General features: G+C 72.6%; 16 protein-coding genes and 1 pseudogene. 8 read left to right on the plus strand and 9 right to left on the minus strand.

From position 1 onward, the window contains the following. Positions 1-47: 47 nt before the first annotated feature. The 4 genes from KF823_12100 to KF823_12115 all read right to left on the minus strand — a co-directional run bounded on the left by KF823_12100 (position 48) and on the right by KF823_12115 (position 3,733). Positions 48-1,478: an MFS transporter gene (locus KF823_12100; GenBank protein MBX3726645.1), complete on the minus strand. Its 1,431-nt coding sequence runs from the start codon at positions 1,476-1,478 to the stop codon at positions 48-50. Between the two features lie 169 nt (positions 1,479-1,647). Beyond that, a complete protein-coding gene (locus KF823_12105; protein MBX3726646.1) occupies positions 1,648-2,046 on the minus strand; it encodes a VOC family protein in 399 nt (132 codons plus the stop codon). Between the two features lie 555 nt (positions 2,047-2,601). Further along, positions 2,602-2,958, minus strand: a complete 357-nt coding sequence (locus tag KF823_12110; protein MBX3726647.1) for a YciI family protein — start codon at positions 2,956-2,958, stop codon at positions 2,602-2,604. A 193-nt stretch (positions 2,959-3,151) separates the two neighbouring features. Continuing rightward, entirely contained in the window at positions 3,152-3,733 is a 582-nt protein-coding gene (locus KF823_12115; protein ID MBX3726648.1) for a sigma-70 family RNA polymerase sigma factor, read from the minus strand. 201 nt (positions 3,734-3,934) lie between these two features. Here KF823_12115 and KF823_12120 point away from each other — a divergent pair, with 201 nt between their 5' ends. Together KF823_12120 and KF823_12125 are read left to right on the plus strand one after the other, a co-directional pair. Next, positions 3,935-4,660 carry an SDR family NAD(P)-dependent oxidoreductase gene (locus KF823_12120; protein MBX3726649.1) on the plus strand — a complete coding sequence of 242 codons (726 nt, stop codon included), beginning with the start codon at positions 3,935-3,937 and terminating at the stop codon, positions 4,658-4,660. A gap of 234 nt (positions 4,661-4,894) precedes the next feature. Further along, positions 4,895-5,650, plus strand: coding sequence for a hypothetical protein (locus tag KF823_12125; protein ID MBX3726650.1), 756 nt, complete (start codon positions 4,895-4,897; stop codon positions 5,648-5,650). 61 nt (positions 5,651-5,711) lie between these two features. On the opposite strand, the gene KF823_12130 is transcribed toward KF823_12125, so the two are convergent. Together KF823_12130 and KF823_12135 are read right to left on the minus strand one after the other, a co-directional pair. Then, positions 5,712-7,634: an ATP-binding cassette domain-containing protein gene (locus tag KF823_12130; protein MBX3726651.1), complete on the minus strand. Its 1,923-nt coding sequence runs from the start codon at positions 7,632-7,634 to the stop codon at positions 5,712-5,714. Continuing rightward, complete coding sequence (locus KF823_12135; GenBank protein ID MBX3726652.1) at positions 7,634-8,233, minus strand: hypothetical protein; 600 nt, start codon at positions 8,231-8,233, stop codon at positions 7,634-7,636. The genes KF823_12130 and KF823_12135 overlap by 1 nt, the downstream gene beginning before the upstream one ends. Before the next feature lie 202 nt (positions 8,234-8,435). Between KF823_12135 and KF823_12140 the strand changes: the two genes are divergently transcribed. Further along, positions 8,436-9,974, plus strand: coding sequence for a right-handed parallel beta-helix repeat-containing protein (locus KF823_12140; protein ID MBX3726653.1), 1,539 nt, complete (start codon positions 8,436-8,438; stop codon positions 9,972-9,974). Between the two features lie 139 nt (positions 9,975-10,113). On the opposite strand, the pseudogene KF823_12145 reads toward KF823_12140, so the two are convergent. Next, positions 10,114-10,246: pseudogene (locus KF823_12145) on the minus strand (TonB system transport protein TonB). Between the two features lie 388 nt (positions 10,247-10,634). On the opposite strand from KF823_12145, the gene KF823_12150 reads away from it, so the two are divergent. The 5 genes from KF823_12150 (at position 10,635) to KF823_12170 (ending at position 19,009) form a co-directional block, all read left to right on the plus strand. Then, positions 10,635-11,591, plus strand: coding sequence for a MoxR family ATPase (locus KF823_12150; protein ID MBX3726654.1), 957 nt, complete (start codon positions 10,635-10,637; stop codon positions 11,589-11,591). A 176-nt stretch (positions 11,592-11,767) separates the two neighbouring features. Next, entirely contained in the window at positions 11,768-12,712 is a 945-nt protein-coding gene (locus KF823_12155; protein MBX3726655.1) for a DUF58 domain-containing protein, read from the plus strand. Further along, positions 12,709-14,709: a DUF3488 domain-containing transglutaminase family protein gene (locus KF823_12160; protein MBX3726656.1), complete on the plus strand. Its 2,001-nt coding sequence runs from the start codon at positions 12,709-12,711 to the stop codon at positions 14,707-14,709. Before KF823_12155 ends, KF823_12160 begins: the two co-directional genes overlap by 4 nt. Positions 14,710-14,915: 206 nt before the next feature. Further along, entirely contained in the window at positions 14,916-17,825 is a 2,910-nt protein-coding gene (locus KF823_12165; protein MBX3726657.1) for a S8 family serine peptidase, read from the plus strand. A 644-nt stretch (positions 17,826-18,469) separates the two neighbouring features. Next, positions 18,470-19,009 (plus strand): Slp family lipoprotein, encoded by a 540-nt coding sequence (locus KF823_12170; protein MBX3726658.1) that lies wholly within the window; start codon positions 18,470-18,472, stop codon positions 19,007-19,009. A 154-nt stretch (positions 19,010-19,163) separates the two neighbouring features. Here KF823_12170 and KF823_12175 read toward each other — a convergent pair whose 3' ends face one another. Beyond that, a complete protein-coding gene (locus KF823_12175; protein MBX3726659.1) occupies positions 19,164-19,619 on the minus strand; it encodes an endonuclease domain-containing protein in 456 nt (151 codons plus the stop codon). A 355-nt stretch (positions 19,620-19,974) separates the two neighbouring features. Then, positions 19,975-22,245: an ATP-dependent Clp protease ATP-binding subunit ClpA gene (gene clpA, locus KF823_12180; GenBank protein MBX3726660.1), complete on the minus strand. Its 2,271-nt coding sequence runs from the start codon at positions 22,243-22,245 to the stop codon at positions 19,975-19,977. Between the last annotated feature and the right edge of the window lie 169 nt (positions 22,246-22,414).

Here is a 22,414-nt window from a genome sequence, read left to right on the forward strand (position 1 = left end):
GCCTGGCGCCTGAGCCGGCGAGAAGTGAACCTGACCCCGTTCGGTCGCTACGTCTGCGTCCGCGGTTCCGGCTTCTGCCCGGCCACCTCGCGGCCGGCCTGGGCACGGCCGGCCATCTCGGCGCCGGCGTCGCGCGCTAGCCTGCGCATCTGCAGTGTCGAGGCCAGCGACACCAGGCCGACGGTGAGGAAGGCGAAGGTGAAATTGATCGCCGCATCGTCCGGCTGGCCGGTCAGCGTGCCGGCCATGCTCAGGGCGTAGCCGCCGAGGGTGACGCCCAGCGCCAGGGCGATCTGCTGCGCCATCGCCACAAGGCTGCTGGCCTGGCTCATGCGGGCCTGGTCAACGTCGGCATAGGCGATGGCGTTGAGGCTGGTGAACTGCAGCGAGCGCAGGAAGCCGCTGGCCAGCAGCACGCCCACCATCAGGGCATAGGGCGTGTCGGCGCGGAACAGCCCGAACCCGCACAGCATCAGCGAGGCCACCAGCCCGTTCCAGACCAGCACCGGGCGGAACCCGAATCGATGCAACACACCCGGCGCGATCACCTTCATCGCCATCGCCCCCGCGGTCGAGGTGAAGGTGACCAGGCCCGACTCCAGCGGATCCAGGCCGAACGACAGCTGCAGCATCAACGGCAGCAGGAACGGCGTCGCGCCGATGCCGATCCGGAACAGCGAGCCACCGACCACCGCGGCGCGGAACGTCGGGATGCGCAGCAACTCCAGTTGCAGCAGCGGGTGCGCCTGCCGGCGCGCTCGGCGCACGTAGGCCGCGATCAGTCCGGCCCCGGCCAGCATGCACAGCGCCACGGCCGCTCCCGGCACCAGCTCCCGGCCCATGGCCGAAAACCCGAACATCGCCAGCGCCAGGCCACCGGCCGACAGCAGGAAGCCCCGCACATCCAGCGGCCCGACCGGTTGCCGCAGTTCAGGGACGTGCCGCCACGCCAGCCACATGCCGAGCAGGCCCATCGGGATGTTGATCAGGAAGATCAGGCGCCAGTGCGCATAGGTGGTGATCGCCCCGCCCAGCACCGGGCCCAGCATCGGCCCCAGCATCGCCGGGATGGTCAGCCAGCTCAGGGCGCGCACCAGCTCGGACTTCTCCACGCTGCGCAGCAGGACCAGCCGCCCCACCGGCACCATCATCGCCCCGCCCATGCCCTGCACGAAGCGTCCCGCCACCAGCAGCCCCAGGCCATCGGCGGCCGCGCAGACCAGTGAACCGACCAGGAACACCGCGATCGCGCCGACGAACACGCGCCGCGCGCCGAAGCGGTCCGCCACCCAGCCGCTGACCGGGATGAACACCGCCAGCGCCAGCAGGTAGGTGGTGATCGCCAGCTTCAACGCCACCGGCGCCACGCCCAGGTCCGCGGCGATCTGCGGCAGCGAGGTCGAGATCGCCGTCGAGTCCATGTTCTCGATGAACAAGGCGGTGGCGATGATCAGCGGCAGCAGGCGCTGGGGTTTCACGAAGCCTTTGAGCGACGACGAGGGCGCTCATTGTGAGGGGTGCGGCCTGAATCCGGCGCCGGCGCGGGTTCAGCCCCCGCCGGCCTGCCATCGCGGACGCGGTGCCCTGGCGTGGTCGCGGCCGCCGGCCGGACGCGCGGGCGATCCGGACCTCCCCGCCGCGTGCCCGTCAGTCGGGAGGAACCGCGGACGGGTCCATCCAGAAGGCTTCCCAGACATGGCCATCCGGGTCCGCCAGCGCGCGGCTGTACATGAAGCCGTGATCCTGTGCCGGGTTGATGTCACTACTGCCGCCATGGGCGGCCGCGGCGGCGTTCATGGCATCCACGGCGTCGCGATCGGCCAGGGCAAGGGCCAGCATCACCTCGCTGGCCGTCGTCGGCGGGATCGGGCGGCTGGTGAAGCTGCGCCACTTCCCGTGGCTCAGCAGCATCACGTGGATGACCTCGCTCCAGACCATGCACGCCGCGGTCTCGTCCGTGAAGTGCGGGTTGTTGCTGAAGCCCAGGCCCTCGTAGAAGGCCATCGAGGCGGCAAGGTCGGCGACAGGCAGGTTGACGAAGATCATGCGGGTCACGGGACGGTCCAGTCGAGGGTGGATGCCACAGAGTCGAACGGCAGAGGATGGAATCGACAGGGCGATCGGATGCGCGCCGTCGATCGGACAGACCCGCTCGCACTGGCGCTTGCAGGAGCTGACTGGCTTCGTCGCTCAACCAGCTTCATCGCCAGGCTCCCCGACCTCCAGCCAGCAGATTGGCTTCGTCACTCATCCAGCGTCGTGACCAGGCTTCGCTGCCTCCAGCGAGCTGATTGGCGTCGTCGCTCAGCCAGCTTCGTGGCCGGGCTTCGCTGCCTCCAGCCAGTCGTGTGCCGCCTCGCGGCGGCACCGCACTTCTCCCCTCCCCCGCCTGCGGGGGAGGGGCGGGGGAGAGGGCCGCCCCGGCCAGCGCACGCGACTGGGACAGCAGCGATGCAGCCCATGGCCAGTGCGCACCCCTGCGGCGCACGTCGCCAGACGGGCCGACCCGCACTTTTCCCGTGGGTGCATGACAACGCCGTCCGGATCGCGCCACGGCGCGAAGACCGGCAGCCGCAAGAGCGTCCTCGGACCCCTCCGGATTCAGCCCTCGTCGAGCGGGCGGATTTCCAGCACGCCCGTTCCCGGCATGGGATCGGGGCATCGGCGCGCCCAGGCCAGCGCCTCGTCGAGGTCGCGGACCTGCCACAGCCAGAAGCCCGCGACCTGCGCCTCGGGCGGCAGGAACGGCCCGGCCTCGACGCCACGCACGCCCTCGGCCAGCGTCACCCGCACGCCCTGCGCGGTCGGCTTCAGTCCGTGGGCGGCGACCAGTACGCCGGCGGCGCGCAGCGCCTCGTTGAAGCGCCCCATGGCGGCCAGCATCGCCCGGGTCCAGGCCGGATCCGTGTCGCCGCCCTCGCTGGCTGCGCTCGCCTTGACCAGCACCATGACGCGCATCGCTTGCTCCGGTTCCTCCCCGGCACGCGCCGGACTGCAGAAAGTCGAACGGCGGGACCGGCGATCGACCGCCTGGCCCGGGCCGGGCGCCGGCCATGCCATGAGGCCGCGAGGCGAGGCCGTCCGGCGCGCGTTGTGGCAAGAGCATGGGAAGCCGCGGCAGCGCCCCCCAGGGAAACGTCCGGACCCGGGCTCAGGCCGGTTCGGGGTCGCCGGCCGACAGCGCCTGCGCCAGCCAGGCCCGCGCGGCATCCCAGTCGCGGTGCACCGTGCGCGGCGAAATGCCCAGGGCATTCGCGGTGTCCTGGTCGTTGAGGCCACCGAAGTAGCGGCACTCGAAGACCTGGGCCTGGCGCGGCTCGGCCTCGCCCAGACGCACCAGGGCGGTATCGATGTCGACCAGCAGCTCGAACTCGCTGGCATCGTTCGGCAGCTCGTCGTCCAGGGTCACCTTCACGGCACCGGCGCCGCGCTTGATCGCCAGGCGCTCGCGGGCATGGTCGACCAGCACCTGGCGCATGATGCGGACGGCCAGGCCCATCAGGTGGCCGCGGTCGCGCGGCGCACCCTCGGCACGGGCCAGGCGCAGGTAGCACTCGTGGACCAGGGCGGTTGTGCCCAGCGTATGCCGCTTGCCGGCACCCAGCGCGCCATGGGCCAGCCGCTTGAGGTCCGGGTAGACGAGATCGACCAGCCGGTGCCAGGCATCGGCATCGCCTTTGCGGGCGCGATCGAGCAGGACCGTGACGTCGGGGGAATGCACCGGCTCATCCATGGCGGCAGTTTACGCAAGCCGGCCCGGGGCCAGGGGGAAGAACTGCCGGAAGCGGAACGCTCGACCGCGGCCGGCCTGCTGCCTGGGGTCGCTCCCCGACCGCGCATGCACCGGACCGCGCCGCGCCCGCCCGACGACACGACGCGTTGCCCGCGATCGCCGCGGCCCGGCATCATGCCGGTCGATCCGAAGGAGAACGCAATGCGCCTTGCCCTCGTCAGCGGCGGTTCCCGTGGCCTTGGCGCCGCACTGTGCGCGCACTGGCGGGGCCAGGGCTGGCGGGCGATCGACTGCTCGCGCAGCGGCGCCGGACCCGACCATCTGGCGGTCGACCTGGCCGACCCGCAGGCGGCCGAGCAGGTGCTGGTCCCGGCGCTGGCCGCCCTGGCCCGGCAGCCCTGGCAGGAGGTGGTGGTGGTCGCCAACGCCGCCCGCCTGGAACCGGTCGGCCCGCTCGCCCGCCTGGACACGGCCGAGCTGCTTCGGCACTTCGCGGTGAACCTCACCGGCACCCTGGTGTTCCTTAAGACCGCGCTGGCCGCGTTCGCCGGCCACGGTGCCGAACGCTGCCTGCTGGCGATCAGCTCCGGCGCGGCGCGGCGGCCGATCCGCGGCTGGGCCCCTTATTGCGCGGGCAAGGCGGCGCTGGAGCAGTTCATGGCGGTGCTGGCGCTGGAGCAGGACGATGAGGAACGGCCGGTGCGCACGCTGACGGTCAGTCCCGGCGTCCTGGACACCGGCATGCAGCAGCGCATCCGCGCCAGCGACCCGGCCGAGTTCCCGGACCGCGACCAGTTCGTGGCCTTCCAGGACAGCGGCGCCCTGCGCGATCCCGCCGTGGTCGCCGCCGCGATCGCCGACTGGCTGGCCAACCGCCCAGACAACGGCAGCCGTTTCGACGCCAGCGAGCTGCTGCTGCCTCGCTGAGCGCCGGAACCTCGCCGTACGCCTCGCGACGCGGCGCGATCCGCGCCTGCGCCTTCCTGGTCCGGCTGGTCACGCGACGGCCGGATGGCAGGCGGCATGGCGCTATAGTGCGACGGGCACTGCCTGCGCCAGGGGACACAAGGGAGCGGACCCGGCACGACGCCGACCGGTGCCTGCGCGTCGCGCGCGCGGGACGCTGCCCGGGCCTTGCCACTGCCAGCCGCGGAGATCCGGATGGAACACGCTCGCTCCGACAACGGCCGCCACCCGCGCCCGGGCAGCCACGGACACGAGCGCCTGGCCACGACGGTGGCGCTGGTTTCCGCCTGCCTGCTGCTGCTGGCGATCCCGGCGTTCTGGCCCGACTACCTCGGCAAGTTCGGCGATGCGCACGGCTACACCCACGCGCATGCCCTGCTGGGCACCGCCTGGCTGGTGCTGCTGGTGGTCCAGCCGCTGCTGATCCGCGCGCGCCGCCGCACCGCACACCGCCTGCTCGGCGGCATCGGCCTGGTGGTCGGCCTGGCCTTCATCGTCTCGGGCGTGCTGCTGACCCATCACAACCTCGGGCGGATGTCCGACGAGGCGTTCGCACGCTTCGGCCATTTCGCCTGGCTGCCGCTGTCGATGACCGTGATCTTCGCCGCGGCACTGGCCCTGGCGATCGCCTGGCGCCGGGTGCCCGGCGCGCACGGCCGCTTCATGGCGGTCACCGCCCTGCCCCTGCTCGACCCGCTGCTGGCGCGCCTGCTGCACCACTACGCGCCGCCCCTGCCCGCCTGGTACCTGTACCAGATGCCGGCGTTCGCGCTGGCGACCGCCGTGCTGTTCGTCCTGTGGGCGCGCTGGCCCGGCCGGCTGCCGGGCCGGCGGGCCTTCGCGGCGTTCGCGGTCCTCGCGGTGCTGGTGCTGCTCGGCTACTTCGCGACCCCCGGCTGTGCCGCCTGGCTGGGCCTGGTCGATGCCTTCCGGGCGTTGCCGCTGACCTGAGGCGACGGCCGCAGGTCGCGCCGCCCCCGCAGGGACGCGGCTTCCGCGCTGAACAGCGCGCTCAGCCGTCGAGCTCGGCCCAGCGCGCGTAGGCGGCGTCCAGCTCGAGCTGGGTGGCGGCCAGGGCGGCCTGGTCGGCGCCGATCTGCGCCGCCGGGCGCTGGTAGAAGGCCGGGTCGGCCATCGCCGCGCCCAGGGCCGCGAGTCTGCCTTCCAGGGCCTCGATGCGGGCCGGAAGCTGTTCCAGCTCGCGCTGGTCTTTGTAGCTGAGCTTGCGGGGTCGCGCCTGGGCAGCGCTGGCCGGGGCCTCGTTCTGGCCCGGCGGAACCGACCCGGTCGCGCTGACCGACGCCGGTCCGCCCGATCCGGACCCGGCGTCGTCCAGTGCAGCGCTGCTGCCGCCTGCGACACGCTGCCGCAGCCAGTCGCTGTAGCCGCCGACGTATTCGCCGACCCGGCCCTGCCCTTCCATGACCAGGGTCGAGGTGACCACCTTGTCCAGGAAATCGCGGTCGTGGCTGACCAGCAGCAAGGTGCCGGTGTAGTCGGCGAGCAGTTCCTCCAGCAGCTCCAGCGTCTCGACATCTAGGTCGTTGGTCGGCTCGTCCATGACCAGCAGGTTGGACGGCTGGGCGAACAGGCGCGCCAGCAGCAGGCGGTTGCGCTCGCCGCCGGACAGGCGGGTGATCGGCGCGCGTGCGCGCTCGGGGGTGAACAGGAAATCCTGCAGGTAGCCGAGCACGTGCTTGCGGCTGCCGCCGACCTCGATGTACTCGCGGCCCTGCGAGACGTTGTCCAGGGCGTTCCAGTCCTCGCGCAGGCTGGCGCGGTGCTGGTCGAAGTAGGCGATCTCAAGGCGTGTGCCGTGGCGCACCTCGCCGCGCAGCGGGGCGAGCTCGCCGAGCAGCAGGCGCAGCAGGGTCGACTTGCCGCTGCCGTTGCGGCCGATCAGGCCGATCCGGTCGCCGCGCAGGATGCGCGTGGAGAAGCCGCGCACCAGCAGGTCGCCGCCGTAGCCGAAGTCGACGTCCTCGGCCTCGATCACCCGCTTGCCGGATTCGCCGGCGGCGCTCGCCACCAGCTTCACCTGGCCGGTCTCGGCGCGGCGCCGGGCCGCGTCGCGGCGCATCTGCTCGAGCCGGCGCACGCGGCCTTCGTCGCGGGTGCGGCGCGCCTTGATGCCCTGCCGGATCCAGACCTCTTCCTGCGCCAGCATCTTGTCGAAGCGGGCGTTGGCCTGGCCTTCGGCATGCAGGCGCTCGTCGCGACGGCGCAGGAAGTTGTCGAAGCCGCCCGGCCAGGACAGCACCTGGCCGCGGTCGATCTCGACGATGCGGGTGGCCAGGGCGCGCACGAAGCGGCGGTCGTGGCTGACCAGCACCAGGGCGCCGGCGAACGCCGACAGGAAACCCTCAAGCCATTCGATCGCCTCGATGTCCAGGTGGTTGGTGGGCTCGTCCAGCAGCAGCACGTCGGGGCGTCCGGCCAGCGCCCGCGCCAGCAGGACCCGGCGCTTCATGCCGCCGGACAGGGCGTCGAAGGCCACCTCGCCGTCCAGGTCCATCTGCGACAGCACCTGGCCGACGCGCTGCTCGAGATCCCAGCCGCCGACCGCCTCGATGCGTGCCTGCAGCTCGCCAAGCACGGCGACGTCCGGCGTCGCCGCCTGGCTGGCGCGATGCCAGCGCGCGACCAGGGCCCCGGCATCGCCCAGCCCGCTGGCGACCACGTCCCACACGCTGCCGTCCAGGCCCGCTGGCGCCTCCTGTGCCATCAGCGTGACGCGCAGGCCCTCCTGGCGGCGGATCTGGCCGTCGTCGGGCTGCAGCTCGCCGGCCAGCAGGCGCAGCAGGGTCGACTTGCCGGCGCCGTTGCGGCCGACCAGGGCGATCCGCTCGCCGGCCTCGATGGCGAGGTCGGCGGACTCCAGCAGCAGCGGGCCGCCGACGCCGTAGTCCAGCCCGTTCAGGGCGATCAGGGCCATCAGGACCCGCCGCGGTGCTTGCCGCCGGTCCAGCCGGACCGGCCGAGCACGGCATCGCCGACCAGGCAGGCCGGCGCTTCCAGCGTGGTCGCCATGGAATCGTTCCAGCGGTTGAGGAAGCCGTACAGGCCGACCACGCCGAGGATCTCGACCACCGCGCCCTCGCTCCAGTGCGCGCGCAGGCGCGCCGCCAGGGCCTCGTCGACGGCATTGGGCACGGCGCCGGCGGCACGCGCGAAGTCCAGGGCGACCCGCTCGGCCTCGGTGTACAGCGGCGAGCTGGCGTAGTCGGTGATCGCCACGATCTTCGCGGCCGGGATGCCATGCAGGCCGGCGGCGATCAGCGAATGCGCCATGCAGTACTGGCACTGCGCCGCGGTCGAGCACTGGTGGGCGAGCAGGCGCTTGAAGCCGGGGTCGACCTCGCCGGCCGGGTCCATCACCGCGCGGGTCAGCACGCCGAAGGCCTCGACCATGGCCGGCCGCCGCTGCATGGTCAACAGGCTGTTGGGCACGAAGCCGAGGATGCCGCGGAACTGCGCGAAGGTATCGGCCAGCGACGGGTTCGCCGATTCCGGCAGGGGGTCGAGCAGGGGCATGCGACGGATCCGGGTCGATTGGGGCTGCCATTGTCGCAGCAGTGCAGGCGGCGCGGGCCGTCGCACCGTCCGCTGCGGCGTCGAACGCGACTTCATGGCGCCCGATCCGCGAGCGGCCGTCACCTGCAAAACGTGACGACGACGCGCGATAAAGCGCAGGTGCTGTGGCAGGCTCGGCACCATCCGACACCGGGACGCCGCCATGCCGCCAGCCCTGCGATCCGCCTGCCTTGCCCTGCTGGTTGCCGGCACAGCCCAGGCGCAACCGGGGTTCGACTGCCAAGTGCCGGTACCACCGCAGCCGGCCAGCTGGACCGTGCTCGGCAACGGCCAGCCCGGCAGCGTCAGCCGCGCGCAACTGCAGGCCGCCCTGGCCACCGGCGGCGCGATCCGGTTGGCGATCGGCGCCAGCGTGCTGAACGTCGACCAGGAACTGGTGGTCAGCCGCGAAACCCTCCTCGACGGCAACGGCGCCATCCTGTCCGGCACCGGCAGCGGGCGCATCCTGCGCGTGACCAACCCGGGCAATGCCACCTACACCTTCACCCTGCTCAACACCACGGTGCGCGGCGGCCGCACGCCGGCCGGTTCCGGCGCCGGCCTGTTCAAGCCCAGCGGCGGCCCCTGGCAGGCGGTGTCGATCCGCGTCTTCGACTCGCGCTTCACCGACAATCACGCCATCCAGACCGCCCAGGACGACGGCGGCGGCGGGCTGTACGTGATCGGCGCCGATGCCCTGGAGCTGGTACGCACCACCATCGACAACAACCGCGGTGCCAACGGCGGCGGCGTCTACACCCTGGGCACGCGCACCATCAACCTGTTCGACACCGTGCTCGCGGGCAACCAGGCCACCGGCACCGGCGGAAATCCGGGCAACGGCGGCAACGGCGGCGGCCTGGGCGTCGACGGCGCCCAGCGCAACATCAACCTGTGCCGCAGCCGGCTGATCGACAACACCGCCAATGCCTATGGCGGCGGGCTGTTCACAGTGGCCTACGACCAGGCCAGCTTCGTGCGCCTGCGCCAGACCACCGTGCAGGGCAACAACAGCGTGGGCTCCAGCAATGCCCACACCGGCGGCGTGTACCTGCAGGGCGGCCCCTTCGAGATCGACGCCAGCACCTTCCGCGACAACCAGGCCGCCGGCTACGGCGGCCTGGCCCTGTTCGACCACGGCGGCACAACCACCGCAGGCCTGATCGTCAACAGCACCTTCACCGGCAACCTGGCGCGCACCGGCCTGGGCGGCGCGATCAACATGGCCGCCAGCGGCGGCGTGACCATCCAGAACACCACCATCGCCAACAACCGCGCCGATTGCGCGGTGTGCTTCGCAGGCGGCATCGCCAACGCCGCGGGCCGGCCGCTGACCCTGCGCAACGTCCTGTTCCGCAACAACACCGGCGGCAACGCCTTCAACCCCTGGACCCTGCTCAACGCGCCGGTGGCCGGCAGCAACAACATCCAGTGGCCGCAGGTGCGACCGGGCTCGGGCGGCCAGCAGGAGGCACCGGTCACCGCCGGCGCCATCCATGCCGACATTGCCCTGGGACCGCCCGCGGACAACGGCGGCCCGACCCAGACCCTGGCCCTGCCCTTCCCCTCGCCGGCGATCGATGCCGGCACCGGCACCGGTACGCCGGCCCTGGACCAGCGCGGCCGGCCACGGCACGGCGCCCCGGACATCGGCGCCTACGAACGCGAACCCGACCTGCTGTTCGCGGACGGCTTCCAGTAGCGCGCGCGCTGGCGGGACGGCCCTCTCCCCCGCCCCTCCCCCGCACGGCGGGGGAGGGGAGAAGTGTCGTGCTGCGGCCAGTTCGGGACTCGGGGCTTCTGAATCGGGACCCGCGACCCGGGACCCGGGACCCGGGCTTCGGCTTCGGCTTCGGCTTCGGCTTCGGCTTCGGCTTCGGCTTCGGCTTCGGGCTTCGGCTTCGGGCTTCGGCTTCGGCTTCGGGCTTCGGCTTCGGGCTTCGGCTTCGGCTTCGGCTTCGGCTTCGGCTTCGGGCTTCGGCTTCGGGCCTTGGGAAGCGGGATGCGGGATGCGGAGCGCGATCTGCGCCGCTCTCCCTCAGGGAGACTTGGTCAACGTCGTGTCTCAGCCCGCTGGCAGACGGCGTGTCGCCAGTGCGACGGCACCGCACTTCTCCCCTCCCCCGCCGTGCGGGGGAGGGGCGGGGGAGAGGGCCGGGGCTTGCCATGATCGGCATCGTTGCCGAGCCGGTGACGCGCTCCACCAGGGCGGCCGAAGCTGGCCCTGGCGCATGGCCGGGAAAGGATGCCGATCAGGACCTGCGAAGAGCCGTGCCCCGCCTGCCGACCCGCACCGACGATTCCCTCACGGGCGCGCCGGGGCGGACGCGCTAAGATCGGGCCGATCGCCACTGGAGAATGCATGTCCGCGGTGCCCAACCCAACGCTGCGTGCAGGCGGCAGCCGCCCGCTGCAGGCTGTGCTGGCCGAAATCGACCAGGTCGTGCTGGGCAAGGCCACCGAAGTGCGCCTGGCCCTCGCCTGCCTGCTGGCCGGCGGCCATCTGCTGATCCAGGACATCCCGGGCGTCGGCAAGACCACCCTGGCGCACGCCCTGGCGCAGACCCTGGGGCTGGAGTTCCAGCGCGTGCAGGGCACCAGCGACCTGCTGCCGGCCGACATCATCGGCGTCTCGGTGTTCGAGCGCGGCGAAGGCGCAGGCGGCTTCCGCTTCCACCCCGGGCCGGTGTTCTCCCAGGTGCTGCTGGTCGACGAGCTGAACCGGGCGCCGCCGAAATCGCAGAGCGCCCTGCTGGAAGCGATGGCCGAGCACCAGGTGTCGATCGACGGCGTGCGCCGGGAACTGCCGACACCGTTCTTCGTGCTGGCCACCCAGAACCCGCTGGACCTGGTCGGCACCTATCCGCTGCCCGAGTCGCAGCTCGACCGCTTCATGTTCTGCCTGAGCCTGGGCTATCCCGACGTCGACACCGAGCAGCGGCTGCTGTCCGGCCATGGCGACCTGGCGGCGATGCCGACCGCGCGGCCGGTGCTGACGCCCGTCCAGGTGCTGGCGGCGATGGCCGCGGTACGGGACGTCACCGTGCGGCCGGCGCTGGTCGCCTATGTCCAGGCCCTGCTGCAGGCCAGCCGCCACCATGCCGACATCCGCCTGGGTCTGTCGCCGCGCGCCGGCCTGGCGCTGATCGCCGCGGCGCGCGCCTGGGCACTGCTCGCCGGCCGCGACCACGTGCTGCCCGACGACGTGCAGACGGTGTTCGTGCCGCTGGCGCGCCATCGCCTGCATCCGCAGCCGCAGTCGCTGCTCGACGGCACGGCGCTGGCGCGGCAACTGCTGTCCGCGACGGCGATTCCCTGAGGCAGCGTGGCGCCGCCTGGTCGCCGTGTCGTGATCCCTTGTCCGGTTGCCGGCCGGCAGGTGGCGCGATCCGGGTCCGGCAGCCGGCCGGTCCGATGCTTCCTCCCACGCCTTCCGACCGGGTCCCCCGCACCGCGACCGCCGCCCGGCCGCGTCCGGAATCCGTGCCCTCGGCGATGACCGCGACCCTGCGCGCCCGCCTGGCCCGCTGGCTGCCCACGCCGCCCACCGGGCCGCTGCCGCTGGCGCTGCCGCGCCGGCGCATCTACATCCTGCCCAGCCGCTTCGGCCTGGTCTACGGCGCCGCCCTGTTCTTCCTGCTGATCGGCGCGCTCAACTACAACAACAACGCCGCCATCCTGCTCGCCCTGATGCTGGGCGCGACGGCCATGGCCAGCGCGGTGTCGGCGGTGAACTTCCTGTCCGGCCTGAAGGTGCTGTCGTTCGAGGCCGGCGAGGCCTGGGCCGGGCAGGACCAGGCCTGCCGGCTGGAAGTCGGCCACCCCGGCGGCCGCGTGCGCGGCGCGCTGCAACTGCGCCACGCCGACCGGCGCAGCAGCGATCAGCCAGCCGGCGCTTCCTCGGTCGCCTTCGCATGGCACTGGCCAGCGACGCACCGCGGCCAGCGCCGGCTGGGTCGCATCCGCCTGGCCACCGGCTACCCGCTGGGCCTGTTCACCGCCTGGTGCGTGCTGGATGTCGACGCCGTCGCCGTGGTCTACCCGGCACCGGAATCGCCGGCACCCGCCCTGCCTGCCAGCGCCGCCGATGCCGGGGGCCGTGCCCGGCCGTCGCGCGGCGAGGACGACTGGCATGCCCTGCGCGAGTTCCAGCGCGGCGACAGCCCGCGCGACGTCGCCTGGAAGGTCAGCGCACGGCACGACCGGCTGCTGGTCGCCGAGACGCGCAGCGAACGCGAGGCCCCGGTGCTGCGCCTGTCGACCGCCCAGGTCGCCGGGCTGGCGCGCGAGCACGGCATCGCCCGGCTCGCGGCCTGGGTCCTGCAGGCGCATGCCCAGGATCGGCCCTACGCGCTCGACCTGCCCGGCCAGAGCCTGCCGCCCGGCAGCGGCCTGGCGCAGCGACGCCTGGCGCTGACCGCGCTGGCCCTGCTGCCATGACCACGCCCCTGCTCGACCGCCGGCAGTTCGCCCTGTGCAGCCTGACCGTGCTGGCCGCCCTGCTGCCGCACGCCAGCTGGCTGCCGCGGCCGCTGCTGGTGCTGCTGCTGGGCCTGCTGGCGCTGCGCTGGCTGCAGCGCGAACGCTGGCCGCGGCCGTGGCCGTGGTGGTTCCGCAATGGCCTGATGCTGCTGCTGTTCGCCGCCGCCTGGACCAGCATCGGCACGATCAGCGGCACCCAGGGCGCCGGCTTCCTGGCGGCCATGCTGGTGTCCAAGCTCTACGAGACCGAGCGCGCCCGCGATGCCCGCTCGATCGCCACCTTCGCCTCGTTCCTGGTGATGGCGCAGTTCCTGTTCCAGACCCAGCTGTGGGCGATGCTGGCCGGCGCGCCGGGCGTGCTGCTGGCCCTGGCCACCCTGGCCAGCCTGGAGCAGGCGCACCGCCCCGGGCCGGTGGCGGTGATGCCGGCCCTGGGTCGCTCCGGGCTGCTGCTGGCGGCGGCCCTGCCGCTGGCCCTGGTCATGTTCGTGGCCTTCCCGCGCATCACCTCGCCGCTCTGGGGCAACGCCGCGGCCATGCCGCGCGGCGGCATGGGCCTGAGCGACCGCATGGAGCCCGGGCAGATCGGTCAGCTCGCCCAGGACGACCGACCGGCGCTGCGGGTGCGCTTCGAGGGCGATCTGCCGCCGGTGGCCCTGCGCTACTTCCGCGGCCTGACCCTGTGGGCCAGCGACGGCCGCGCCTGGACCCGGCCGGACTGGGTCGACACCCGCATGGAAGACCTGCCGGCGGCGCTGGAACGCGGCATCCGCCACGAAATCACCCTGGAGCCGGACGCGGCGCCCTGGCTGCCGGTGCTGGAACGTCCGGTGGCGGCGCCGCAGGGCCTGCGCCTGGCCCTGGACCACAGCCTGCCGCTGTCGCGACGCAACCGGGTACTGCGCTACCAGGTGCTGTCCGATCCCGACCTGGTGCTGGAACCGTTCGGCCTGGCGCCGCAGGCCCGGGCGCTGGCGCTGGCGCTGCCGGCCAACCGCAATCCGCGCAGCCTCGCGCTGGCCCGCGAGCTGCGCGAGCGCCATGCCGACCCCGCGCGCTATGCCAGCGCCCTGCTCGACCTGTTCGCGCACGATTTCGCCTACAGCCTGGAGCCGCCGCCGCTGGGCCTCAATGCCGTCGACGATTTCCTGTTCGATACCCGGGTCGGCTACTGCGAGCACTACGCTTCGGCGTACGCCACCCTCCTTCGCGCCGGCGGCGTGCCGGCGCGGGTGGTGCTGGGCTACCACGGCGGCTACTACAACGCGGTCGGCGGCCACCTGGTGGTGCGCAGGTCCGATGCCCACGCCTGGGTCGAGCTGTGGATCGAGGGGCGCGGCTGGCTGCGCGCCGACCCGACCGGCATGGTCGCGCCCGAGCGCATCGAGCGCGGCGGCGACGCGCTGGCGGGCCTGGCCGACAGCTTCGGTCGCAGCGGCGTGGGCCGCTGGCTGCGCGACCGCTGGGACTACCTCGACCTGCGCTGGACCGACTGGGTCGTCAACTTCCGCAGCGAATCGCGCACCGCCGTGTTCGAAAGCCTGTCGCGCTGGCTGCCGAACGACAGCCGCGGGCTGCTGCGCCTGGCGCTGCTCGCCGCGCTGGCCCTCGGCCTGGTGTCGGCCGCCCTGTGGCTGCTGCGCCGGGCACCGGCAGCGCGGCCACGACGTGCCCTGGATCCGGCCGGCCGCTGGCTGGCCGCCCACCGCCGCCTGCTGGCCGGCGCCGGCGTGCCGGCCTCCGCCGCCGAGCCCCTGTCCAGCCTGCTGGACCGGGCCAGCCACCGCTACCCCGACCTCATCGACGACCTGCGCGCCCCCGCCCTGCGCTGCCAGCAGGCCCGCTACGGCGGCAACGACCAGCCCCTGCCCGGCCTCGGCACCCTGGCCGCGCTGTGGTGGCGCCTGCGCCTGGCCCGACTGCGCCGTCTCCTGGCCCGACCGTCCAGCCGCTGAACCCAGCCCTGTTCCGCGCACGCCACGCGCTGCCTCCCGCCTACCGCGTTTCACGCCACGGTCCACTCGCCCCCAGTCCCCGGTCCCTGGTCCCCTGTCCTATCCCGCCGCGAAACGCCGTACTCCCCTGTGACAGGGCCGCAAGTGTCCTGCCGAAGGCTGGCCGCCGCCGGTCTTCAACGCGAGTACCCGAGGGAGGTTCACCCATGCACCGTCCACCATTGCCCACCGCCATGCTCTTCTGTCTGGCCGCGCTGGCGGCCGGGGCCGCCGCGTTCGCGGCCGGCCCGCCGGCCGGCACGCCGGCCGCGCTACCGTCCGACGCCGACCGGCTGGCCGCCGCCCTGGGCACCGCCCCGTCGCGCCTGGCCGAGGTCACGCGCGGCGACGAACGCCTGGCCGACGGCCGGGTCCTCACCTCGATCAAGGCCCTCGACCTGGACAGCGGCGAGATCGTCGGCCGCAGCTTCCTGGCCGGCCAGCCGGTCGATGCCGATGCCGTGCGCCGCCAGGCCGAAGCCCTGTGGCGGTTCGCCCATGGCGCCCAGAGCCCGGCCCTGGTCGAGCGCCTGCAGGCGCTGGCGCCGCAGGACCGCCTGGTGGTCGACCTCTGGTACGACTTCACCCCGCCCGACGATGGCGGCGGCCCCACGGGCGGCATCGATCAGGCGCAAGACACCGGCCTGGATGCCGGCCCCGAACTGGCGGCCGTCCGGGTCGGCGACGACGGCAAGATCGAGCACCTGCCGGAACCCGTCGCCTCCGCGCGCCGCATCCAGGCCGAGCTGGAACGCGCCGCAGCCGGCGCCCCGGCGCCGGCCAGCGTCGACACCGTCAAGCCCGCCGACCAGGTCCTCGACGTCGAGACCGAAACGCAGCGCAAGGCCGAGGCGCTGCAGGCCCTGGCCACCGTCGAGGCCGCCAACCAGGAACGCATCGGGGCGTTGCGCGCGGCGATGGCGCCGCAACGCGCCGACCTGGTGCAGCGCCTGGTCGATGCCGGCTGGACCGTCATCCACGCCAGCGACCTGGTGCCGTCGATCGTCGCCGAGGCCAGCCGCGTCCAGGTCGAGACCGTGGCGCGCTGGCCCGGCGTCGGCGTGATCGAGCCTGAGACGCCGAATGCCGGCCCCAGCCTCAACGTGGCGCGCGCCGCCCACAACGCCGTGCCGCTGAACGCGGTCGGCTACGACGGCACCGGCGTCACCGTGGCGGTGGTCGAGGGCGCCCGCGTCTACAGCCAGAACCCGTTCCTGCCGGTCGCCCAGACCCGCGACGCCACCGTCGCCGAGGACAACCATTCGATGGGCGTGGCCGGCGTCATCCGCAGCTCGCACAGCACCCACCGGGGCATGGCCCCGGCCGCCACCCTGATCAGCGCCGACGGCCAGTACAACGTCGCCGGCGTGCTGGAGACCGCCACCGACTGGGCGGCGGCGCGCGCCCAGGTGCTCAACCACAGCTGGGGCTTCAAGGAGCAGGGCAACAGCAACTTCAACGCCTTCGACCGCCGGCTGGACCACATCGGCCGCTACAGCTTCCGCCTGAACGTGCATGCCGCCGGCAACCACGGCGACGTCAATTGCGGGCAGAGCGCCGGCAACGTCAACACGGTGTTCGGCGTCGAGAGCCCCGGGCGCGGCTTCAACACGCTGACCGTCGGCGGCTTCGACGACGGCGGCACCATCCAGTGGCCGAACGACGTGCGCTACCGCTGCTCGGCCAACGGCTGGCCGACCGGCGACGCCGGCGGCAGCCACCAGAAACCGGAGATCGCCGCCGGCGCGGTGGCGATCACCAGCCTGGCGCGCACCACCAGCAGCACCTCGCCGCTGAGCGGGGCATGGAACGGCACCAGCTTCGCCTCGCCGGCGATCGCCGGCATCGCCGCCAACCTGATGGAGGCCGATGCCCAGCTCGCCGGTTCGCCGGTGGCCACCCGGGCGCTGATGCTGGTCGGCGCCATCCACGCGCCGGCCGAGACCCGTGCGGTGTCGGCGACCGCCTCGACGTTCGCGACCGAGGTCGGGCCGTGGTGGTTCCAGGGCGTCGACGCCACCAGCTTCCCGCGCAGCTACAACGTCTACGCGCGCGCCGGCCAGCGCGTCCGCTTCGCGATCGCCTGGCTGTCCAACGTCACGCTCAGCGGCGGCGTGTATTCCAACGACCGCCTGCCGGCCGACCTCGACCTGCGCGCCTACCGTGCCGACGGCACCACCCTGGTGGCCAGCTCGACGAGTTTCAACAACGCCTTCGAGATCGTCGACTTCACCGCGCCGGCGACCGAGACCTACGAGTTCCGGGTCAGCCAGTTCGGCACCTGGACCGGCGGCGCCACGCCGTTCGCCGCCGCCGCCCGCCTGGACGGCTACCTGCTGCCGCGCGGCACCTGGTGGAACTTCGGGGCGCAGCCCAGGCCGCAGGGGCGCTTCTTCGACATCCGGCCGGCGCAGGAATACAGCGGCAACACCATCTACTGGCGCGGCGTGTCGCTGCGCCCGGCGACCGGTGACTACGACCTGGAGCTGTACGACAGTTCCTGGTTCCTGGGTCCGGAGACCAACGACACCTACAACCGCCTGCGCCTGGCCGCGTCGACCTTCGGCGGCGCCGGGGTCGATTTCATCATGGTCGACGGCAACCACTGGCCGGCCAGCAAGCGCGAGCACTACCGGGTTTTCCGGTTCAGCGGCAGCGGCGGCCACAGCGTCAACGCCGCCAACTTCGTCAGCATCGGCGCCAGCAGCGGCGGCCTGTACGGGCCGTACACCATGGACGCCAACACCTCGCTGTTCGTGGTCGACCTCGGCATCAGCGCCGACTCGCTGCGCCGGGTGAAGCTGCTGCCGGTGTCCGGCGGCGGCGACCTGGGGCTGGCCATGTACCGGTCCGACCCCGCCAACAGTGCGACCTGGGCGCGTTCCCGGGCACAGTCCGTGGCGGTCGCCGATGCCGCCGGCGCCGGCGGCATCGAGAGCATGCGCTACCAGTTCGACGGAACCAGCTCGGACTGGCTGGGCCTGGCGGTCTACAACAAGACGCCGGGCACCACGCCGCAGTTCCGCCTGCGGATCCGGCCCAGCTCGCTGTTCTCCGACGGCTACGACGGCGACTGAGGAGGCGACGGCCGCGCGCTGGCGGCGTGGTCGCACGCAGATTCAACGGCATGCCCTGCCCCTGTCCCCGGGGGCAGGGTGATGGGGGCGCCGCTGCGATCAGGCAGCGCGCGCGCCTGGACCGGCAACGATGAGGTTCATGGCCAGCGCCGGCCCTCTCCCCCAGCCCCTCCCCCGCAGGCGGGGGAGGGGAGAAGTGCGGCGCCGTCGCGCTGTCGGACAGCAAATGTGCGGGGGCTGTCGCGCTATAGGACAGCAGGTACGCGGGATGCCTTCGCGCTGTCGGACAGCAAGCACGTCGGATGCCTTCGCGCTGTCGGACAGCAAGCACGTCGGATGCCTTCGCGCTGTCGGGCAGCAAGCACGTGGGAAGCCTTCGCGCTGTCGGGCCGATGCCGTCGCGCTGTCGGGCAGCCTTGTAAAGTGGAGGGCCGTCGCAACAACCGCACTGTTGCTGCGGCTCTGGCGATCGGCGTCTATCGTCGCAGCGGAACACCCGCCTGGACACTGAACGCCGGCCCTTCGTTCATGTCCGGACCACGCGCAACGGCGCTATGTTGGCCGCAGACCGACGTGCCCGCGTGCCCCGGCCCGGATCCTGGCCACGCGACCGGCACGACGGACCGTCTGCCAGGAGTGCCGTCATGACCCGCCTACCTCGCCTCCCCGCCCTGCTCGCCCCTGTGCTGCTGGCCGGCTGCGCCAGCATCCCGGCGCCGCTCGACGCCCCGGTGTCGGCCGCCACGGCCGATGGCACCGGCGCGCAGGCACGCACCGGCGACCGCGTGCGCTGGGGCGGCGAGGTCATCGAGGTCGAGACCACCGCCAACCGCTCCTGCTTCCAGCTGCTGTCGCGCCCCCTGGACGCGCGCGCCCGGCCGCGCCAGGTCGACAGCCAGCACGGCCGATTCCTGGCCTGCCGCGCCGGCTTCTACGACCCGCAGGTGTTCCAGGCCGGCCGCGAGCTGACCGTGCTCGGCACCGTTCGCGGCGAGCGCGTTTCGCGCCGGGTCGGCGAATACGACTACGCGATGCCGGTGGTCGACGCCGAGGTGATCTACCTGTGGCCGCCCCGCATCGACTACGAGCCGGTGTACGTCGCGCCCTACCCCTGGTGGTCGCCCTGGTACGGCCCCTGGCCGCACCGCCCGCTCCGCCCGCATCCGCGGCCACGCCCGCACTGAGCCAGCCCCCCGCGCCCGCCTGCTGTCAGCACGAGCGCGCGTCGCTTCTTCCGGTCCGATACGGCGACGGCGCCGCACTTCTCCCCTCCCCCGCCTGCGGGGGAGGGGCCGGGGGAGAAGGCCGGCCCGCCACCGCTGCCCCGGCAACCCGCTTTCAGCGCGATTGCGCGTCGCTGCTGGCGGTTCGACGGTGCGACGGCCCCGCACTTCTCCCCTCCCCCGCCTGCGGGGGAGGGGCCAGGGGAGAGGGCCGGCCCGCCACTGCGATCAGGATGGCTTCCAGCACGGCCTCGGTCGATGCGAGAACGTCGTGGTTCCAGAAGCGCAGCACCCGCCAGCCCTGGCGCTCGATGAGTGCCGTGCGCTTTCGATCGCGGACCTGGTGCGCCGGTTCGGCATGCTGGCCGCCATCCAGTTCGACGACCAGGCGATGGGCATGGCAGGCGAAATCGACGATGAAGGGGCCGATCGGCACCTGGCGCTTGAACTTCAGTCCGCCGAGGCGTCCGGCACGCAGGTGGTACCAAAGTCGCTCCTCGGCGCAGGTCTGGGCCGCACGCAGGGCCCTGGCGCGGTCGCGCGGCGAGGCGGGCGGGCGGGAGTCGGCCACGGTGGCGTTTCGCTGAAGGAATCGACTGGGAAGAGCGCCCCGCACGGCGGCGCACCACGACAGCGAAAACCGTAGGTGTTCCTGCGCAGCGGAGAAATCGGGCTAGTGCGCGGTCGCGGGTCGGAGAATTCCGATTTCGCGCGGGCACGATTCGCGCCGAAGACGATCGGCGCGATCACGGATTGAGCAGCCAAAGGCTGGCTTGTCGCCGACGGGGCTCGTGTCGCGCTGTAGGCAGCGGCCCTCTCCCCCAGCCCCTCCCCCGCAGGCGGGGGAGGGGAGAAGTGTGGCTTTCCGGTCTGGTTACGCCGAGCGCCCCGGCCGCGCTGGCGGCCGGGGCGGAGATCGGCGGGCGTCAGGCGTCGACGGGTTCGGGGCGGTCGGCGCGTTCGGCGGTGACCTTGATCTGGCCGTCGACGACGTCGACGCCGACCTTGCCACCCTCGACCAGGGCGCCGAACAGCAGCTCGTCGGCCAGGGCGCGCTTGATGTGCTCCTGGATGATGCGCGCCATCGGGCGGGCGCCCATCTGTGGGTCGAAGCCGTGCTCGGCCAGCCAGCGGCGCGCCTCCGGCGACACCGTCAGCACCACGTGGCGCTCGGCGAGCTGGGCGTCCAGCTCGATGATGAACTTGTCGACCACGCGCAGGATGTGCTCGAAGTCCAGCGCGCCGAACTGGATGACGGCATCCAGGCGGTTGCGGAACTCCGGCGTGAAGCTGCGCTTGATCACCTCCATGGCGTCGCTGGCGTGGTCCTGCTGCACGAAGCCGATGCCGCGCCGTGCCGCCAGCGCCGCGCCGGCATTGGTGGTCATCACCAGCACGACGTTGCGGAAGTTGGCCTCGCGGCCGTTGCTGTCGGTCAGCGCGCCGCGGTCCATGATCTGCAGCAGGATGTTGTAGACGTCCGGGTGCGCCTTCTCGATCTCGTCGAGCAGCAGCACCGCGTGCGGATGCTTGGTCACCGCCTCGGTGAGCTGGCCGCCCTGGTCGTAGCCGACATAGCCCGGCGGCGCGCCGATCAGGCGCGACACCGAATGCGGCTCCATGTACTCGGACATGTCGAAGCGGATCAGCTCGATGCCGAGCTGCATGGCCAGCTGCCGGGTGACCTCGGTCTTGCCGACGCCGGTCGGGCCGGCGAACAGGAAGCAGCCGATCGGCTTGGTCGGGTTGCCCAGGCCGGAGCGCGCCATCTTGATCGCCGAGGCCAGCGTGTCGATCGCCTGGTCCTGGCCGAACACCACCATCTTCAGGTTGCGCTCGAGGTTGCGCAGCACGTCGCGGTCGGAGGCCGAGACCTGCTTCTCCGGGATGCGCGCCATGCGCGCCACGACGTATTCGATCTCGGCGACGTCGACGGTGTTCTTGCGCTGGTCCTCGGGCAGCAGGCGCTGGCGGGCGCCGGCCTCGTCGATCACGTCGATCGCCTTGTCCGGCAGCAGGCGGTCGCCGATGTGGCGCACCGACAGGTCGACCGCCGCCTGCAGGGCGTCGGCCGAGTACTCCACCTGGTGGTGCTCCTCGAACTTGATCTTCAGGCCGCGCAGGATCTCCACCGCCTCGGCCACCGAGGGCTCGACCACGTCGATCTTCTGGAAGCGCCGCGCCAGCGCGCGGTCCTTCTCGAAGATGGTGCGGTACTCCTGGAAGGTGGTCGAGCCGATGCAGCGCAGCTCGCCGTTGGCCAGCACCGGCTTGATCAGGTTGGAGGCGTCCATGGTGCCGCCCGACGCCGAGCCGGCGCCGATCACGGTGTGGATCTCGTCGATGAACAGGATCGCGCCGGGCTTGTTGCGCAGCTCGGCCAGCACCGCCTTCAGGCGCTTCTCGAAGTCGCCGCGGTACTTGGTGCCGGCGACCAGGGCGCCCATGTCCAGCGAGTAGATGGTGGCGTCGCGCAGCACCTCGGGCACTTCGCCGGCGACGATGCGCAGCGCCAGGCCCTCGGCCAGCGCGGTCTTGCCGACGCCGGCCTCGCCGACGTACAGCGGGTTGTTCTTGCGCCGGCGGCACAGCACCTGGATGGTGCGCTCCAACTCGGCGGCACGGCCGATCAGCGGGTCGATGCGGCCCTCGCGGGCCAGCTCGTTGAGGTTGGCCGCGTATTCGCTCAGCGCCTCGCGCTTGGCGTCCTCGCCCTGGGCCTCGCCTTCCTGGCGCGGCTCGGCCGGCTCGGACGATTCGTGGCCGAGCTTGGCGACGCCGTGCGACATGTAGTTGACGACGTCCAGCCGGCTGACGTCCTGCTGGTTGAGGAAGTACACGGCGTGCGAGTCCTTCTCGCCGAACACCGCGACCAGCACGTTGGCGCCGGTCACTTCCTTCCGACCCGAGGACTGCACGTGGTAGACGGCCCGCTGCAGCACGCGCTGGAAGCCCAGGGTCGGCTGGGTGTCGCGGGTGTCGCCCTCGGGCAGCACCGGCACGGTCTCGCCGATGACCCCGCGCAGGTCGGCGGCCAGGCGCTTGAGGTCGGCGCCGCAGGCACGCAGCACCGAGGCCGCCGAGGTGTTGTCGGTCAGCGCCAGCAGCAGGTGCTCTACGGTCATGAACTCGTGACGCTGCTCGCGCGCGTCCTTGTAGCACTGGCCGATGGTGAGCTCGAGGTCTTTGCTGAACATGGGGGCTCCTTGATGCCCGTGGCCACCCCGCTGCGCCCGCTGGCGCCCCGGGCATCCGAGCCCGGCGAAGTGTTGGACCCCTTATGCGCCCGTCGCGGCGGAATTTCAATCCATGCCGGCGACTTCTGCGGTCTTCCGGCCGCGGCCATTGGGCTGCGGTGCAGGATGA

The sequence above is a fragment of the Lysobacterales bacterium genome, assembly GCA_019634735.1.
In the GTDB taxonomy this organism is placed as follows: domain Bacteria; phylum Pseudomonadota; class Gammaproteobacteria; order Xanthomonadales; family UBA2363; genus Pseudofulvimonas.